Here is a 17,203-nt window from a genome sequence, read left to right as displayed (position 1 = left end):
CGTCGGTCGGATGGCGTGCCGGAAATGCATCCTGGCCGACTTCCCGCTGCATCGAACACAGGAAAAAGGCCCCGCACGTTTCCGTGCGAGGCCTTTGATCCTGGGCCTGGGAAAGACCTTTTCAGGTTCTTTCCCGCGGCACGCCTTCGTCAGTTGCCGAAGGTGCGCTGCCACCAGCCGCGACGCGGACCGCCCTGTTCGGCCGAGTCGCCATCTTCGCCGTTCGAGGCTTCAGCGGCGAACTCATCGTTCGCCGGGGCGGTTACTGCCGGTTCCTCTGCCGCGGCCGCGACTTCGGTTGCCGGCTCGGCCTTCTTGCGACGGGTGCGCTTCGGCTTTTCAGCAGCTTCCTCGCCCTCGGCGGGCTTGGTAGCCGAACGGGACCTGGCCGGAGCCTTTGCCGCCTTGGTCGCCGTCTTGGCAGGTGCTGCTGCCGGAGCCTCTTCCGCTTCTGCGGTGTCGGCCTTCTTGCGACGGGTGCGCTTTGGCTTGGCGGGAGCTTCCTCCGCTTCGGCGGCAACCGGCTCGACTGCGGCTTCGGCCGGAGCCTCGGCAACTGCCTCTGCGGTGTCGGCCTTCTTGCGACGAGTGCGCTTCGGCTTGGCGGGAGCTTCCTCGGCTTCGGCGGCAACCGGCTCGACTGCGGCTTCGGCCGGAGCCTCGGCAACTGCCTCTGCAGTGTCGGCCTTCTTGCGGCGGCTGCGCTTCGGCTTGGCGGGAGCTTCCTCGGCGGTCACGACAGGCTCTGCCGCTACGACGACTTCGGCGACCACTTCGGCAGGAGCTTCCGCTTCGGTGCCTTCTTCGGTGCCTTCGTCACCGGCTTCGGATGCGAAACCGTTCTCGCCGTTTTCGTCACCACGACGTCCACGCCGGCGGCGGCCACCACGGCGGCGACGCTTGCGCGGCGCATCCGATTCGTCACCCTCGGCTGCCGGCGCAGCGCCTTCCTCGGTTGCGTCGGCATCGGCGTCGCTCTCGGCTTCGCCTTCTTCGGTCTCTGCCTCGGCATCGTCCTCGGAGGTTTCGTCCGAACCCTGCTCGTCGCGGCGATCGCGGCCACGGCCACGGCGGCGCTTGCGGCGCTTGCGGCGCGAACCGCCTTCACCGTCGTCACCACGCTCGCGCGCTTCCTCGCGCTCGTTCTCTTCCTCGAGCTCTTCCTCTTCCTCGTCGATGAAATCATCCTCGACGTCTTCGGCGATCGGATCGAAGCGGGGCACGAACTCGTTGCGCGGACCCGACGAGATGACGCGCATCTTCGCACCTTCGTTCTCGCCCTCGGGGATCACTTCGACGTTGACGCCGTAGCGGTCCTCGATGTCGGCCAGGTCGGTGCGCTTGGCGTTGAGCAGGTAGATGGCCGCTTCGGTCGACGCGAAGAGCGAAACCACGATGCCCTTGCCCTTGGCGGCTTCGTCCTCGATGAGGCGCAGCGCCGAGAGGCCTGCCGAGCTGGCGGTGCGGACGAGACCGGTGCCGTCGCAGTGGGGGCAGGAGCGGGTGGTCGCTTCCAGAACGCCGGTACGCAGGCGCTGGCGGCTCATTTCCATCAGGCCGAAGCTGGAAATGCGGCCGACCTGGATGCGAGCGCGATCGTTCTTGAGCGCTTCCTTGACCGCCTTCTCGACCTTGCGGACGTTGGAGCCGTACTCCATGTCGATGAAGTCGATGACGACGAGGCCGGCCATGTCGCGCAGGCGAAGCTGGCGCGCGATTTCCTGCGCGGCTTCGAGGTTGGTGGCGACCGCCGTCTGCTCGATGCCGTGCTCCTTGGTGGCGCGGCCCGAGTTGATGTCGATCGAAACCAGAGCTTCGGTCGGGTTGATGACGATGTAGCCGCCCGAGCGAAGCTGCACGACCGGATCGTACATCGCGGTCAGCTGGTCCTCGGCGCCGAAGCGCTGGAACAGCGGCACCGGATCGGCATAGGGCTTAACCTTGCGGCCATGGCTCGGCATCAGGAGCTTCATGAAGTCCTTCGCCGCGCGATAGCCTTCCTCGCCCTCGACGATCACTTCCTCGATGTCGCGGTTGTAGATGTCGCGGATCGCGCGCTTGATGAGATCGCTGTCCGAGTGGATCAGCGCCGGCGCGGCGGAGCGCATCGTCATTTCGCGCAGCTCGTCCCAGAGGCGGGCGAGATAGTCGAAGTCACGCTTGATTTCGGTCTTGGTGCGCTGGAGCCCGGCGGTGCGGACGATGCAGCCCATCGAGCGCGGCAGGTCGAGCTCGGCGATGATCGACTTCAGGCGCTTGCGGTCCGAGGCCGAGCTGATCTTGCGGCTGATGCCGCCGCCATGGCTCGAATTCGGCATGAGCACGCAGTAGCGGCCCGCGAGGCTGAGGTAAGTGGTGAGGGCCGCGCCCTTGTTGCCGCGCTCCTCCTTGACGACCTGCACCAGCAGCACCTGGCGGCGGTGGATGACGTCCTGGATCTTGTAGCGGCGACGCAGCGCCATGCGGCGGGCACGCAGGTCATCGGCTTCCTTCGAACGGCCCGAGTTGCGGCCGCCCTGGCGGCGACCACGGCCGCGGCGACCACGGCCCGATGCCTCACCGTTGCTTTCGTCGGCGGATTCTTCCTCGCCGTCCTCGGCATTGTCGAAGCCGTTCTCGACGTTGCCGTCCTCGATCGTGGCGACATGGTCCTTCTCGGACGTGTCTACCTCGGTCAGGCCGCCGTCGTCGTAGCCTTCGCCGCCTTCCTCGTCCTCGTCATCGCCTTCGGAAGCGCGCAGGGCGGCTTCTTCCTCGGCATGGGCGGCTTCTTCCGCCAGCAGGGCCTCGCGGTCCTCCTTGGGGATCTGGTAATAGTCGGGATGAATTTCGCTGAAGGCGAGGAATCCGTGACGATTGCCGCCGAAATCGACGAAGGCCGCCTGAAGCGAAGGTTCCACGCGGGTGACCTTCGCCAGGTAGATGTTGCCCTTTATCTGCTTCTTGTCGGCTGATTCGAAATCGAACTCTTCAATGCGATTTCCCTTGAGTACCGCCACCCGCGTTTCTTCCGGGTGGCGCGCATCGATGAGCATGCGCGTTGCCATTGTGTATTCTCCAGACGCGCTCTGCTCCGGCCGGATCAGCCGAAGTGGCGCGAGTTTGTTCGATGATGCCCGCTGCGAAAGCCTTGGGTCTGCCGGATGCGGCAGGACGCGTCTCGACGCGGGCGGGGGTAAGTGTGGAAACGGAGCAATCCAGCGCTCCGAGTGCGACTGTTTTCGTGTCTGCCGCCGTCAGGGCGGCGGAGGGGCCGGCAACCTTGCGGATGGCCGGCGTGTCTGCGAGCGGAAGTGCGCGTGGCGAATTCGGACACGCGGAAAATTGCTGCGATACCGCCCACGCCCTTTCGGGGACTGGCTGGCATAGCGGCAATTGGCTTCTCATCTCTCGCGTCAACCTGTTGGTTCCGGAACGGATTTTCCGGCTTTGACGGCCGGGTTCTGGCTTGACCGATCCTGTCCGGCACCATCCAGTGTGGTGTCTGTCCGGCATGTGAGGACCGAAAGCTTCCGAGCCCCGGGTCGAATTGGCCTAGCATCCATGGCCCGGCACGGCAAGTTCCCATGGTCCCGCAGGGCAAGTTCATTGCCGAACGCCATGCAGGATCACTGCCGGGATTGCGGTGCGAGGCGTAAAAATGGGGGAAAAGGGCAGATCGGCAGTATTGCGGGGGCGATCATGCGATCCTAGTCAAAACTCCATGTCGCGCAGCATCCAGCTGGTCATGATCCTTTCCGCGCCCCTGGCGCTGGCGATCGCTTTGGCGGTTGTGGGACCGCGTTTCTTCGTTTCTCCGCGCGATCTCGATTACGTCGTTCGTTTCGACATGCCCGCGGCAGGCACGCCGGTCGACCTGCCGCGCGTCGACGGTCCTGCGGATTCGAGCCGGCCGCTGGTCGTTATCGATGCAGGGCACGGCGGCTTCGATCCCGGAGCCGGGCAGGGCGAGGTCAAGGAAAAGGCGGTTGCGCTGCGGATCGCGCTGATGCTGCGCAATCGTTTGGTCGAGGGCGGCGGGGTGAGGGTAGCGCTGACGCGCGATACCGACCGCTTCATTTCCCTGCCGGACCGGCCCGATATGGCGCGCCGACTTGGAGCGGATCTTTTCGTTTCGATCCATGCGGATAGCGCGGACAGCGATTCGGCGCGCGGCGCGAGCATCTATGTATTGTCGGAAAAAGGGTCGAGCGAGGCGGCCGAGCGTTTTGCCGCGCGGGAGAACGAGGCCGGACGAGTGAACGGCGTCGCTCTTTCGCAGACCAGCCAGAGCGTCGGCGCGATCCTGCTCGACCTGTCGCAGCGCGGAACCCAGGCGGGGTCCACGCAGGCGGGCGAACTGGTGCTGCGCGAACTGCGCGCGGCAGGTCTCGGGCTCCACCGGGAACAGGTGGAGACGGCGGCTCTGGCCGTGCTCAAGGCGCCGGACATCCCCTCGATCCTGTTCGAAACGGGATACATCAACAATCAGGGGGATGCTCAGGTTCTGACTTCGCGGGCCGGTCAACAGGCGCTCGCCGATGCCGCTGCCCGCGCGATCCGCGCGTACTTCGCAAGGAACGGTGGTGGCTGAGCCGCGGGCGCAGGCAGGACGGGCACTGCGACGAAAAGAGCGCGGCGCGTCTGGCCTTGCGCGAAAGGGGCGTGCTAGAGGGCACTCGCAATGACCGACGAGATCATCGAGAACGGCTCCGAACAGCCGCCCGAGGACGCCCATTACCGCATCCGTCGTGGAGCTGGCGGGCGATTTGCAGGCCGTTTTTCAGGCTTGGGCAGGGCTTGGCGCGAACGCAAGGGGCTGCGGCGCCTAAGCTACGTCGCAGGTGCCGGTCTGGTCGTTCTAGGTGGCCTTTGGGTAAGTTTCACGCACGACCTTCCCGACGCCAACAAGCTGCTCGAATACCAGCCGCCGCTGCCGACCATGGTTCGCGGGATCGATGGCGAGATCGTCTACAGTTATGCCCGTGAGCGGCGCGTTCAGCTGCGATATGTCGATTTTCCCAGGCCGCTGGTGGATGCTTTCCTCTCGGCCGAGGACAAGACCTTCTGGACGCACGGCGGTGTCGATGTGACCGGTCTGGCTGGGGCGGTGGTGGACTATGCCTCCAAGCTCGGCACCGGCGGACGGGCCCGGGGCGGTTCGACGATCACCCAGCAGGTCGCCAAGAACATCCTGATCGGTGACGAATATTCGGTCACCCGCAAGCTCAAGGAAATGGTCGTCGCCCGCCGCATCGAAGGCGTGTTGACCAAGCAGCAGATCCTCGAACTCTACCTTAACGAGATTCCCCTCGGGCGGCAGAGCTTCGGCGTTCAGGCTGCGGCACGCGCCTACTTCGGCAAGGACGTAGATCAGCTCCAGCTTCACGAAGTGGCATTCCTGGCGATCCTGCCCAAGGCGCCGGAGCGCTACGGTCGCAAGCAATATGAAGGCATGGCGATCGAGCGCCGCAACTGGGTGCTCGGCCAGATGGTCGAGAATGGCTGGGCCAGCCGCGCCGATGCCGAAGCCGCCAAGTCTCAGCCGCTCGGCCTCATTCCTCGGCGCGCGGAAACCTATCCGACCGGCAATGGCTACTTCATCGAGGAAGTCCGCCGCCGTCTGATCGACCAGTATGGCGAAAAGGCCGAGGATGGGCCGAACAGCGTCTATGCGGGCGGGCTCTGGGTTCGCACCTCCCTTGATACGCAGATGCAGGACGCGGTGCGGGACGGCCTTCGTGCCGGTCTCCTGCGCTATCAGGGCAACCGCGCCTGGGCGCACCCGATTGCCCATATCAACGACCTGGACTCGTGGCAGACCCAGCTGATCGTCTCCAACAAGACGATCGACTACAAGGATTGGCGCATCGGCGTGATCCTCGATCGCAGCGGTTCGACCGGGCGCATCGGGTTCTCGGACGGTAACATCGCCGCGCTCACCAATGTGCCGGACCTTGCCAAGACAGGGGATCTCGTGGCGGCTGCACCTGTTTCTGCAGGCACTTATGCGGTTCGCACTATTCCTGAAGTGTCCGGCGGGATGGTTATCGAACAGCCGGCGACCGGCCGCGTGATGGCGATGCAGGGCGGTTTCGATTCGGGGCTCGATGCCTTCAACCGCGCCATCCAGGCCGAGCGCCAGCCGGGTTCGACGATCAAGCCTTTCGTCTATGCGACCGGTCTCCAATACGGGATGACGCCCGCCACGCAGGTCCTTGATGGAACATTCTGTGTCTATCAGGGTGCGGGACTGGGTGACAAATGCTTCCGCAACTTTGGCGGAGCAGGCGGAAGCGGCAGCCACACGATGCGCTGGGGCCTTGAGCAGTCGCGAAACCTGATGACGGTACGCATTGCCAACGACACCGGGATGTCGCGCGTGGTCAAGACTTTCAAGACGGTGGGTATCGGCGAATACAAGCCGTACCTTTCGTTCGCGCTGGGCGCTGGCGAGACAACTGTGTCACGCATGGTCAACGCTTATTCGGCGCTCGCCAACAACGGTGTCCAGTTCGGTTCCTCGGTGGTCGACTATGTGCAGGATCGCAACGGCAAGGTGATCTGGAAGGCCGACAACCGGCGCTGCGATACCTGCAATATGGCCGAGTGGGACGGCAAACCGATGCCGCGCATAGACCGCAAGGGCAAGCAGGTGATCGATGCGGGCACTGCCTATCAGGTGGTCCACATGCTCGAAGGTGTCGTTACCCGCGGCACGGCCGTTACCCTGCGCGATCTCAACATGCCGATGTTCGGCAAGACCGGTACGACCAACGGCCCGACGGACGTGTGGTTCGTGGGCGGGACGCAGGACTATGTCGGCGGCGTCTATCTCGGCTACGATTCCCCGCGTTCGCTTGGCGGATACGCGCAAGGCGGACGGATTGCGGCGCCGATCTTCAAGCAGGTCGTCCAGGCCACGAGGGCAAGGTGGGGCGTGCAGCCTTTCGTCGCTCCGGCGGGGATCAGGATGGTGCGCATCGATCGGGTGACCGGCAAGCAGGTCATGGGTGTCGAGCCTGGCAACGATCCCAAGGCCGCGGTCATCTGGGAAGCTTTCAAGCCCGATACGGAGCCGCGGCAGTACACGCCGGAAGACGAGTTCGCCCGTCGCCGCGATGCGCTGGTTTCCGAAATTCGCGGTGCCCAGGAAGCACGGCAGGCCTCGGCCGCCGCCGCCGCCGGCGAGGCGCAGGACTTTGCCGAGCAACAGGGCGGCGTTTATTGATGCAGGAGCGGGGGATGCAGTAGTCTCCCGCTCGCCAAGCGTGAAATGCATACGTAAAACAGCCCTCCCTACAGGGGAGGAGAGGATGCATTTCATGACCGATTCGAAGAATCGTGCCTGCCGATCGGGGCTGTTGCTTTCTGTTTTCATGACACTGGCCGCACCGGCCCACCTCGCGGCGAAGGATGCTGCAGTCGGCGTGACGCAGGCGGCGCCTTATGTCCGACCCGATGTGGAGGCTTATCTCAGGGCTTCCAGTGCACAGCCGCTGCCTCCTTTGACCGCCGAAACAATCGCCCAAATTCGCAAGTTGCCGCCCTCGGCAATGCCGTCTCGCGATCTTCCGGTCGGCAATCTTGCGGTTGATCGAAAATTCGAGATGCCGGGGCCGGGCGGTGCGATGGCGCTACGGGTGTTTGACGTTCGCGCCGATCGCGGGCCCGGACCGGTCGTGGTGTTCTATCACGGCGGCGGCTTCGTATTGGGCAGCGTGGAGACTCATGCGGCTCTGGCAGCCGAAATCTCGCGCCAACTGGATCTGCCCGTTGTTTCGGTGGAGTACAGGCTCGCTCCCGAACATCCCTGGCCCGCGGCACCGGACGATGGCGAGGCGGCTGCGCGCTGGATCGCGGGTAACGGCAAGGCGCTTGGTCTCGGTGTCACCGGCCTGGTCCTGAGCGGAGACAGCGCCGGCGGGAACCTGACCCTGATCGTTGCGGCGGCGCTGCGCGACAAGCCGGCGGCAGTTCCGGTCATCATGCAGTTGCCGATCTACCCTGCTGCGGATTTCGTGAACGAGTATCCGTCACTTCGCCAGTTCGGCACGGGCTATGGTCTTGATGACAGCGTTACGGTCTATTTCCGCCAGCACTATGCCGCCGATCCGAAAAGCTTGCGGACGTCGCCATTGCTTGGCGATCTGGCCGGATTGCCGCCGACCGTGCTGGTGACGGCCGGTCTCGATCCGTTGCGGGATCAGGGGCGCGCCTATGCGGCGAAGCTTATCGCGGCAGGCGTTCCAACGACTTACTACGAAGGAAAGGGCCTCGTCCACGGCTTCGCCACTTTCCGTAAGGACATTCCTTCGGCGCAGGTCGATACCCTGAAGTTCCTGAAACTCGCCAGGACGACGCTTGACGAGATCGAGGCCGAACGGAAGTAGTTTCACCGGGCGCCCTGTCCGTCGGGCAGGGCGCTGCAGGCAGTCTTTCAGCAGCCGGCGCGGAACTGCTGCGGTGTCATCCCCGTCCACCGCTTGAAGGCGCGGCCGAAGCTCGTCTGTTCGCCGTAGCCGAGCCGGTCGGCGATTTCGTCAAGCGAGAGCCGGCGGTCGGACAAATGCACGCGCGCAAGGCTTTCGCGCTGTTTCTCCACCAGTTCGGAGAATCGGACGCTCTCGGCGGATAGCCGCGATTGCAGGGTGCGGACGGACATTCCCGTCTTTTCGGCGCAGCGTTCGATCGAACAGGCACCGGATGCCAGCGATCCGCGGATATAGCTGTTCACCTTGTCGACGATGGAAGGGCTGTGGGCCGATTTCACGCGCTGCAGATAGGAGCCGAGCAGTTTGTAGAGCAGCCGGTTGGCGCTCGGCACGGGTTGCTCCAGTGCCCTTACCGGGAAGGCCACGGAATTGCGGCTCGATTGTCCCATGACCTTGCAGCCGAGCAGTTTCTCGATTTCAGGAAGGTCGCTCTGGCGCGGATCGGCGGAGAGGCTGACCCAACTGGGTTTGAATGCGGGACCGCCGATCGCCTGGAGCAGTTTCAGGTTCAGCATCGCCGCCTGATAATTGGCCTGATCGTTCACGCCGATGTCGGCATTGACCAGCCATGTCAGTTCGGCGGTCTCGCGCCCTTCGATCAAGACCACCTCACAGTCGGGCGCGTGAACCACGGGAAGGAAATCGATGAGGCAGCGGATACCGGCACGAACGGTGGGGGCTGAACGGCACAGGGCGGTCACGCAACCGAAGACTTCGGGATCCTGCATGGAGGCGAAATGAAGGCCGAACAGCGGATCGTCGAAGATCGCGCTGCAATATTCGAAAGTGTCGGCCACCTGTTGCGGCGCCACCAGGCTCTCCGGGTCGATCAGGACGCGCGCTTCCATGCCGTGCCGTTCGACGATGCCGCGCGCGTCGCGGCCGTGGCTGCGGGCGAGATTGGCCAGTCCCGCGAAGTTGGCCGCGCGAACCTGGCCTCCACCCGGCGCCACGTCCAGCGGGCCGTCCAGGCTGAAGAAGCTGTTATGTTCCGGTTCCATCCTTTGGTCGCTTCCTCTCGCACCGGGCGTGTTCGCCGCTGATGGGCCGCTGGGCGGCGGCACCCAATATCGAGAAACCCGCGCCTATTGCCAATACCCCCCGGCTTGCCTGTGGCAGCACTCGGGAAAGCCGTGGATCGCAGACAAGGCGGCGCGGGAAGAGGCGCGGGAGAGAGGCATGAAAACGATAGTCGACCACAAGAAGGTCGCGGAGCAGCACGTTCGTTACCAGAAGGACAAGGCTACCAAGATCGCGACGATCACTTTCAACCGGATCGACAAGCACAACACGGCAACGATCGGTATGCGCGCGCGGTTCGGTGAACTGGTCTTTCAGGCCAACATCGACGATGACGTCAAGGTGCTGGTTATCCGGGGGGCGGGCGATAACCTGGGCAGCGGCGGCGACCTTGACGAACACGGCGATCTCTATCTGAACCCCAGGCCGGGCGACGGTTTCCTGACCGATCTCGAGATCGAGGCCCCAGACGTGAAGTACCCACCGCCCGGGTCCTTCCGTTATCTCCATGGACTCACGGATTATTATGCCAAGGCGCGATCGGGGAACCGCCCGCTCCAGGAGTTCAAGAAGATCTCGATCATCGAGGCGAAGGGCTACTGCTATGGCTGGCATTTCTACCAGTGCGCAGATGCCGATATCATCGTTTCCGCGGATGACGCGCTGTTTGGCCATCCTTCGTTCCGTTACGCAGGCTGGGGCCCCCGCATGTGGCAATGGCTGGAGATGGTGGGTTTGCGGCGGTTCTCGGAGATGCTCTTCACCGGCCGGCCCTTCACGGCTGACGAAATGCACCACTGCAACTTCGTGAATTCCGTGGTTACCCGCGACAAGCTGGAAGCGGAGACCGCCAAGTACGCCCATGCCTGCTCGATCACCCGACCTACCGACGTGGTCGTTGCGCAAAAGACCTTCATCGAAGCCTACAAGCAGTACCGCGGCGAATACATGGGAAGCCTGCTCACGGGATGGCTCGAGGGCATGTTGCCGCTGATGAAGGACGATGGCGAGAACGACGTCAATCTCGGCAAGGGCAGCACGTTCAAGCAGGGCATCGGCAAGGTCGTGAAGGGCCACGACACCAATTATCCCCCTGAGTGGCGGCTATCGAAGAAGGGCCGGGAGGGCTGATCTGGCGGTTCGATCCGCATGCAAGGTCAATGGATGCATGCAATGCAGATGCTTCCGCATCGAATGTAGAGTTATGCCGCGTGGTCGTGATACTTTCGACTCGTGCCGCGAGACCGACGGGAATCGGCCGGGGCGCAAGCCGGGAACCACGCGGTTTCCGTACCCAGGGAGAGGGTCATGGCAGAAACCTTGTTCGCGCTAGACAAACGCAATTACCGCGATGGCCAGCGCATGTTCCGTGGCAGCCGGGATCAGGAATATTATCGCGGAGACTTCTGGGTCGAGGATGCGCCAAATGTGGAGGTGCGTTCGGAACGTAAGGCGGTGGGGGCGATGTCGATCATCCGCCAGCGTTCTGCCAGCAACCTCTCGTTCCGCCGGTCCCGGCAACATATCCGGGAGGACGCCACCGACCTGTCGATCCTCTGGTTCGTTCGCAAAGGAGAACTCGGATTTTCGGACCAGTGCGGAAGCAAACTGGCACGCCCGGGCGACCTGATGATAACGCGTTCGATGTCGCCGTTCCTCATCGAATGCCGCACTGACAGTGACGGCGCGCACGAAGTCCTGCATGTCACCGTGCCGACCCATCTGCTGCGTTCCCATATCGCGCAGGATCTCGGCGCAGGCCTGGTTCTGGTGGCCGGTGCACCCGAACTGGCAATGGCCGAGCGCATGCTAGGCGAGGTCTTTGCCGATGATGGGAAACTGGGCGAATCCTCGGCGAGGCTTCTTGTAGAGACCGCGATAGCACTCGTGGCCAATGCCGTGCGGCTGCTCGATCAACTCCAGCCCGCGCGTCAGTCGATAGCCGATCGCAGGCTGGAGGAAGTGCTGCGTTTTATCGAGGTGCATCTCTCCGATCCCCAGCTTTCGACGGCCATGGTTGCGAAAGGTTGCGGTATCTCGCCGCGCTATCTCTCGTTTCTGCTGCGCCTGCGCGATACCTCGTTTTCTGAGCTGGTCTGGGAGCAGCGCCTGACTAAGGCGAGGGACTGGCTCGGCAGGTCCGATCCGCGAGACATCTCGATCAGCGAGATTGCTTATGGCGTGGGCTTCAAGAGCCCGGCTCATTTCAGCCGTATGTTCAAGCGCGTATTCGGCGCCAATCCGCGCGAATATCGCGGGGAATGCGGAGCCGAACTCGCGGTCTGCCAGCATCGTGTCGCGGCCGTGGCGGACAAGGAACCTTTCGTCGAACTCGTGAGCGGAAGCCAGCTCCTCCAGTAGATCGTAGCCGTTCGGGGCGTGGTTCACGCCGAGGCGATGCCTGTACTGTGCTGTGTGGAGAACCTTGCGCCGTCAGTGCGCCGTGAAGGAAGCTCGCGGCCGAGAAAACTCCTGGAGGATGCCCGTGCCCAAGTACAAACTGATCGCACTCACCACGCCGCAGGCTGGCCGAGACGCCGAATACCATGATTGGTACAATAACAATCACTTGCCTGAGCTGGTCAACAAGTTCGGCATGCACGGAGCCCAGCGCTACGAACTGGTCGCCAGGCTGATCGGAAATGACAGCAATCCCTATCTCGCGATCTACGATATCGAGACTGACGATCCGATGGCACTGCTCGGGGCGATCGGGAAGGCAACCGCGGCCGGCGAACTCACTCAGAGCGACGCGCAGGATTTCGGAACATGCTACACGGCACTGTTCACGGAAATGGGGGACCGGGTGGTGCCGGCCGAGTGACCGTCAGATCCGCTATCCCTTAGCGCGTTCCCCAAGGCTGCGATGGGACCGGCTGTACCGTCTCACATCGCAGCCTTGGGGGAACGCTAACGTCCAATGAAACGAGGCGCGCGTTTTTCCTTCAGCGCCTGTATGCCTTCGAGGTGGTCCGCACTTCGGACGGACACGGATTCGTAGGCGATACCGGCATCCATGAGTGCGGTGGCAAGCCGCTTCAATTCCAGATTGGTAAGAACCTTGGTTGCACGGATCGCGACCATCGCGCCGCCGAGCAGTTTTGCGCAGAACGCATCGACACGTGCATCCAGTTCGTCGGCCGGAACGCAGTAATTCACCAGGCCGATCTCCGCCGCGCGGCTTGCGGTCAGCAGGTCGCCGGTCAGCAGGTATTCCTTGGCGCGCGTCAGCCCGATGCGTTGAGCCCAGATCACCGCGCCGCCGTCTCCCGCCACCAGCCCGAGCCCGACATGAGGATCGCCGATCTTCGCGCCTTCCGCGGCGAAGATCACGTCGCAGAGGAGCGCCAGCGTCGCGCCGAGACCGACCGCATGGCCGTTCATCCGGCACACCACCGGCTTGTCGATATCGAGCAGCGTCGAAACGATGCGCTTGGCGACGCGGGCTTCGTGATCGAACAGATGGGGGTTGCGGGCATTGTGCTCGATATGGTCGAGATCGCCCCCGGCGGAGAAGGCGCGGCCGGCTCCTGTGAGCAGGATCACGTCGGAACCCGTATCGGCCTGGGCGAACCACATGGCTTCGGCCAGATCGTCATGGAGCTGAAGGTTCACTGCGTTCATCGCCTCGGGGCGGTTAAGCGTGATGCGCAGCAGGCGGCCTTCGCGTGCCAAGGCGATAGTGCCCAGATGGGGCAGCGGCGGCTTTTCGCTCATATTCGGTCAGTCTCCCTCTCTCTGTTCCGCTCATAGGACTTTGCGGCAGGCAAGGCAGCTTCGAACTTCGCGGAAGGGGCAGCCTTCGCCGGGGCGAAACCTTTGGTCACGAACTGCCTGGCCGGCCTGCGCGCCTTGCCAAGGCGCTACAAGTCCGGTCTACCTCGCTGAACGCTTGCGCAGCATGACTGCGGGCCGGGGAAGAGGAAAAGAACGAAGATGGCGCAGTTCGACGAGAGCTTCGACTGGGTGGTCGTGGGCAGCGGTGCGGGTTCCATGGCTTCGGCGCTGCTGATGAAGCAGGCGGGAAAGTCGGTTCTGATCCTCGAAAAGGCGCCTTGGGTCGGCGGGACCACCGCCAAGTCCGGCGGCGTGATGTGGATTCCCAACAACCGCTTCATGGACCCGGGCGAGGACAGCTTCGAGCAGGCCTGCACCTACCTCGACGCGGTCGTGCCCGATGGTGAAGACAGCCCCGGCACAAGCTCCGAGCGGCGCCGCACCTATGCCCGCGAGGCGACCCGGATGCTCGATTTCATCGTCGGGCAAGGCGTCGCCATGGAGCGGGGTTCGCGGTTCTGGCCTGATTATTACGACGAACTTCCCGGTGGCATGAAGACGAGCCGTACCGTCACGGCTTTGCCCTTCGACAAGAACGTGCTGGGCAAGGAGTGGGCAGGAAAACTTCGGCAGGGCTTTGCGGAAGTGCCTGTGAAGCTCGATGACGGCATGAAGCTGCCTTTCGCGAAGCACTCGTGGGCGATCAAGAAAATCCTCCTCAAGATCGCGGTGAAGGTCGTGATCGGGAAACTGACCGGGAAGCATTGGGTGACTGCCGGTGCGGCGCTGCAGGGCCGTATGCTCAAGGCAGTGCTGGACAGGAATGCGGCTGAAATCCGCACGGACAGCCCTGTAGATGAAACGATCGTGGAGGGCGGGCGCGCCGTTGGCGTGCTTACGCGGAAGGACGGCAAGCCCTGGCGCGTGGGCGCGCGGCTCGGCGTGCTCATGAACGCGGGAGGTTTCTCTCAGAACCAGGCCATGCGCGACAAGTACATGCCCGGGACCCGCAAGGAATGGTCGAACGGCATCGAGAGCGATACCGGCGACATGCACGCCGAACTGGAACGCCATGGGGCCGTTCTTGCGCAAATGGACCAGATGGTCGGCTTCCAGATGTCGGAAGCCCCGGGTTGGGATACGGATTATGTGAAACCCGGCACCCAGAGCACGACCGGCAAGCCCCATGCCATCCAGGTCGACCAGACCGGCGTGCGCTACATGAACGAAGGCGGTTCCTACGAGGAGTTCTGCGAGAACATGTTGGTTCGCAACCGCTCCGTTCCGGCAATTCCGAGCTGGGCGATCATGGACCAGCAATACATGGATGAATATGCCGTCGCCGGTAAGGGGACCGCGAAAAAGAACATGGCGAACTGGCTCTCATCCGGCTGGATGCGCAGAGCGGACAGTGTGGAAGCGCTCGCCTCCGAGATCGGCGTACCGCAGGACGCTCTCAAGGCCACGGTCGAGCGCTGGAACGGCTTCGTGCGCGGCGGGCGGGACGAGGACTTCCACCGCGGCGTTCGCGCCTATGACAACTGGCTCGGTGATCCATTCTTCAAGGATGGCCCTAACGCCTGCATGGGCACCATCGAGAAGGGCCCATTCTATGCAATCCCGGTCGTTCCGGGCGATGTCGGCACTTATGGCGGCGTCGTGTGCGATAGCGATTCCAGGGTTCTCAAGGCGGATGGCACTCCGATCGAGGGGCTTTATGCCTGCGGGGTCGCCACGGCCTCGCCTATGGGCCGGGTATATCCGGGTGCCGGTGCCAGTGTCGGTCCGTCGATGACGTTCGGCTGGATCGCGGCGAAGCACGCCGCTGGATTGGGGAATCAGGTTTAAGCTGGGCCCCGGAAAGGCCGGTTCATAGCAGGCGCTGCCTTTTTGTGTTCCCATCGCGCGGCGTTCCAATGGGAGCGCTGCGTGCCTGGTCTTTCCGTCAGGATTTCCTGCCGGTGACTTCGCACTTGCGGTTCACCTGGGCGATGGCATTGCCTCCAGCGGCGAAAGGGCGTGACTGCCGCACCAAACCGGCTAGCCGCACGTTCCAGCCTCCCGGAGGGCCTGCTAGGCATGGCGAAAGTCAGGCACGCAATGTGCTGTCCGGGGAGAAACCTTACCTATGAGCAGCCCTTCAGTCGTCGCCGGACCGCCGCTTGCCGAAGAACCGGGGCAGGGGGCTCACACGATCGCCGGCTACTTGCGAGAGGTCGCCGCGCGCTATGGCCCTCGAGAGGCCGTGGTGCTGCGCAAGGGCGATCACCGTACTGCATGGACCTACGACGACCTGCTGACGCGCGCGGTGGAAGTGGCCCGTGCATTGGTGGGTTGCGGGATCGGCAAGGGTGAGCGTGTCGGCATCCTGATGACCAACCGGCCCGAGTTTCTTTCCAGCCTGTTCGGCACCGCGCTGGCGGGCGGAGTGCCGGTGGCGCTGAGCACCTTTTCGACGGCGCAGGAACTGGACCATCTCGTCCGCGCATCGCAGGTCTCGTTGCTGCTTTTCGAGCAACAGGTCATCAGGAAGCACTTCGGGACCATGTTGCACGAGCTTGACCCTGAGATTGCGAAATCGCGTCCAGGGGTGCTGGCTTCGGTTCACTTTCCCTATCTGAGGCGCCTCGTTTCGCTCGGCGGGGTTCAGGGCGAAGCCGAGCCGATGGCGGTTGCTGCCGGGGGCGCGGTCGAGACATGGGACGAGTTTCTTTCCCATGGAGCGCGGATCGAAAAGGCGCTCGTGCTGGAGCGGGCGGACAGTGTTCACCCTACCGATCCCGGCGGCATCTTCTTTTCCTCCGGTACCACCAGCCTGCCCAAGGGCGTTGTCCATTCGCAGCGCGCCTTCGCCGTGCAGTGGTGGCGCTGGCCGCGGCTCTTCGCGATGCATGAGCCCGTGCGCAGTTGGACGGGGAACGGCTTCTTCTGGTCGGGCAATGTTTCCATGGTGGTGGGGACGGCGTTCTCGACCGGAGGGACGATAGTTCTCCAGCGGATGTTCGATGCGGACGAGGCGCTGGATCTGGCGGAGCGGGAGCGGGTGACGTTTCTCAATGGCCGCCCGCACCAGTGGGCACGGCTTAAGGCATCTCCGAAGTGGGCCAGGGCAGACCTTTCCAGCGTGAAGTATGTGCCGCGCGGAGAGCTGATCTGGCAGCACCCGACCGTTTCGACCCAATGGGAAGTGCCGATGTCGTTCGGCTGTACCGAGACTATGACGATCTGCACCTCGTTCGTTGCCGACGCTCCTGAAGGCCGGGTGGAGGGATCGTTCGGGACGCCTTTGCCGGGCAATTTCCTAAAAATCGTAGAGCCGATATCGGGCCGTTCAGTCCCCGTGGGAACGGTCGGGGAGATGTGCATCAAGGGGCCGACGCTGATGTCCGGCTACCTCGGCAAGGCGCCTGAAGAGTGCTTCGATGCCGAGGGTTTCTTCTGCACGGGAGACGCAGGTCGGGTCGACGAGGCAGGCCGCTTCTTCTGGGAGGGGCGCATGACCGAGATGATAAAGACGGGAGGCGCAAATGTCGCCCCGATCGAGGTGGACGAGGTGATCGCCCGGATTCCGGGGGTGAAACGCACCCAGACGGTTGGGGTGCCTGACGACCTGCTGGGCGAAATGGTGGTCGCCTGCATCGTCCCGCTAGACGGGGCGCTGCTGGATGAGCAGACCGTTATCGCCTCGTGCAAGGAAGAGATCGCCAGCTTCAAGGTGCCGCGCCGGGTGTTGTTCTTTCGGGACGAGGATTACGCCATCACCGGCAGTGAAAAAGTGAAGTCAAGCGAAGTTCGCGCGATGGCGGTTGCCCGGCTGGACGCGGATAACGCCGAGGCGGTCCGGCCTACTCTTGCGTGATGCCGTCCGTGGCGTACTGAACTCTGGTTCAGCCCGCCCAGCGGGGCGCACCCTCAAGGAAGAGGGGCTGACC

At 63.6% G+C, this 17,203-nt stretch carries 11 protein-coding genes; 8 read left to right on the top strand and 3 right to left on the bottom strand.

Annotation, left to right across the window (positions count from 1 at the left end):
- Positions 1–149: 149 nt before the first annotated feature.
- Positions 150–3,047 (bottom strand): ribonuclease E/G, encoded by a 2,898-nt coding sequence (locus tag U9J33_RS12480; protein ID WP_324695685.1) that lies wholly within the window; start codon positions 3,045–3,047, stop codon positions 150–152.
- Positions 3,048–3,703: 656 nt separating this feature from the next.
- Between U9J33_RS12480 and U9J33_RS12475 the strand changes: the two genes are divergently transcribed.
- The 3 genes from U9J33_RS12475 (at position 3,704) to U9J33_RS12465 (ending at position 8,372) form a co-directional block, all read left to right on the top strand.
- Positions 3,704–4,573: an N-acetylmuramoyl-L-alanine amidase family protein gene (locus U9J33_RS12475; RefSeq protein ID WP_132468996.1), complete on the top strand. Its 870-nt coding sequence runs from the start codon at positions 3,704–3,706 to the stop codon at positions 4,571–4,573.
- 90 nt (positions 4,574–4,663) lie between these two features.
- A complete protein-coding gene (locus U9J33_RS12470) occupies positions 4,664–7,210 on the top strand; it encodes a penicillin-binding protein 1A (RefSeq protein ID WP_324695683.1) in 2,547 nt (848 codons plus the stop codon).
- Positions 7,182–8,372, top strand: a complete 1,191-nt coding sequence (locus U9J33_RS12465; RefSeq protein ID WP_324695681.1) for an alpha/beta hydrolase — start codon at positions 7,182–7,184, stop codon at positions 8,370–8,372. Before U9J33_RS12470 ends, U9J33_RS12465 begins: the two co-directional genes overlap by 29 nt.
- Before the next feature lie 47 nt (positions 8,373–8,419).
- Here U9J33_RS12465 and U9J33_RS12460 read toward each other — a convergent pair whose 3' ends face one another.
- A complete protein-coding gene (locus U9J33_RS12460; RefSeq protein ID WP_324695679.1) occupies positions 8,420–9,475 on the bottom strand; it encodes an AraC family transcriptional regulator in 1,056 nt (351 codons plus the stop codon).
- A gap of 178 nt (positions 9,476–9,653) precedes the next feature.
- Here U9J33_RS12460 and U9J33_RS12455 point away from each other — a divergent pair, with 178 nt between their 5' ends.
- From U9J33_RS12455 to U9J33_RS12445, 3 genes are all read left to right on the top strand, one after another.
- The gene (locus tag U9J33_RS12455) at positions 9,654–10,625 is read left to right on the top strand and encodes an enoyl-CoA hydratase/isomerase family protein (protein ID WP_324695677.1); all 972 of its coding nucleotides are present in this window, start codon (positions 9,654–9,656) and stop codon (positions 10,623–10,625) included.
- Positions 10,626–10,802: 177 nt separating this feature from the next.
- Complete coding sequence (locus U9J33_RS12450; protein ID WP_324695675.1) at positions 10,803–11,855, top strand: helix-turn-helix domain-containing protein; 1,053 nt, start codon at positions 10,803–10,805, stop codon at positions 11,853–11,855.
- Positions 11,856–11,979: 124 nt separating this feature from the next.
- Positions 11,980–12,318: a DUF4286 family protein gene (locus U9J33_RS12445; protein ID WP_054438751.1), complete on the top strand. Its 339-nt coding sequence runs from the start codon at positions 11,980–11,982 to the stop codon at positions 12,316–12,318.
- Positions 12,319–12,404: 86 nt separating this feature from the next.
- Here U9J33_RS12445 and U9J33_RS12440 read toward each other — a convergent pair whose 3' ends face one another.
- Positions 12,405–13,211 (bottom strand): enoyl-CoA hydratase/isomerase family protein, encoded by an 807-nt coding sequence (locus U9J33_RS12440; protein WP_324695670.1) that lies wholly within the window; start codon positions 13,209–13,211, stop codon positions 12,405–12,407.
- A gap of 219 nt (positions 13,212–13,430) precedes the next feature.
- On the opposite strand from U9J33_RS12440, the gene U9J33_RS12435 reads away from it, so the two are divergent.
- Positions 13,431–15,119, top strand: coding sequence for an FAD-binding protein (locus U9J33_RS12435; RefSeq protein ID WP_185997183.1), 1,689 nt, complete (start codon positions 13,431–13,433; stop codon positions 15,117–15,119).
- 280 nt (positions 15,120–15,399) lie between these two features.
- On the top strand, positions 15,400–17,130 hold the full coding sequence (locus tag U9J33_RS12430; protein WP_324695665.1) for a class I adenylate-forming enzyme family protein: 1,731 nt from the start codon (positions 15,400–15,402) through the stop codon (positions 17,128–17,130).
- Positions 17,131–17,203 lie beyond the last annotated feature (73 nt).

The sequence above is a fragment of the Novosphingobium sp. RL4 genome (assembly GCF_035658495.1).
Classification (GTDB): Bacteria; Pseudomonadota; Alphaproteobacteria; order Sphingomonadales; family Sphingomonadaceae; genus Novosphingobium.
The sequence above is the reverse complement of the archived record's forward strand: the minus strand, read 5'-3'. Positions and strand labels throughout refer to the sequence as shown.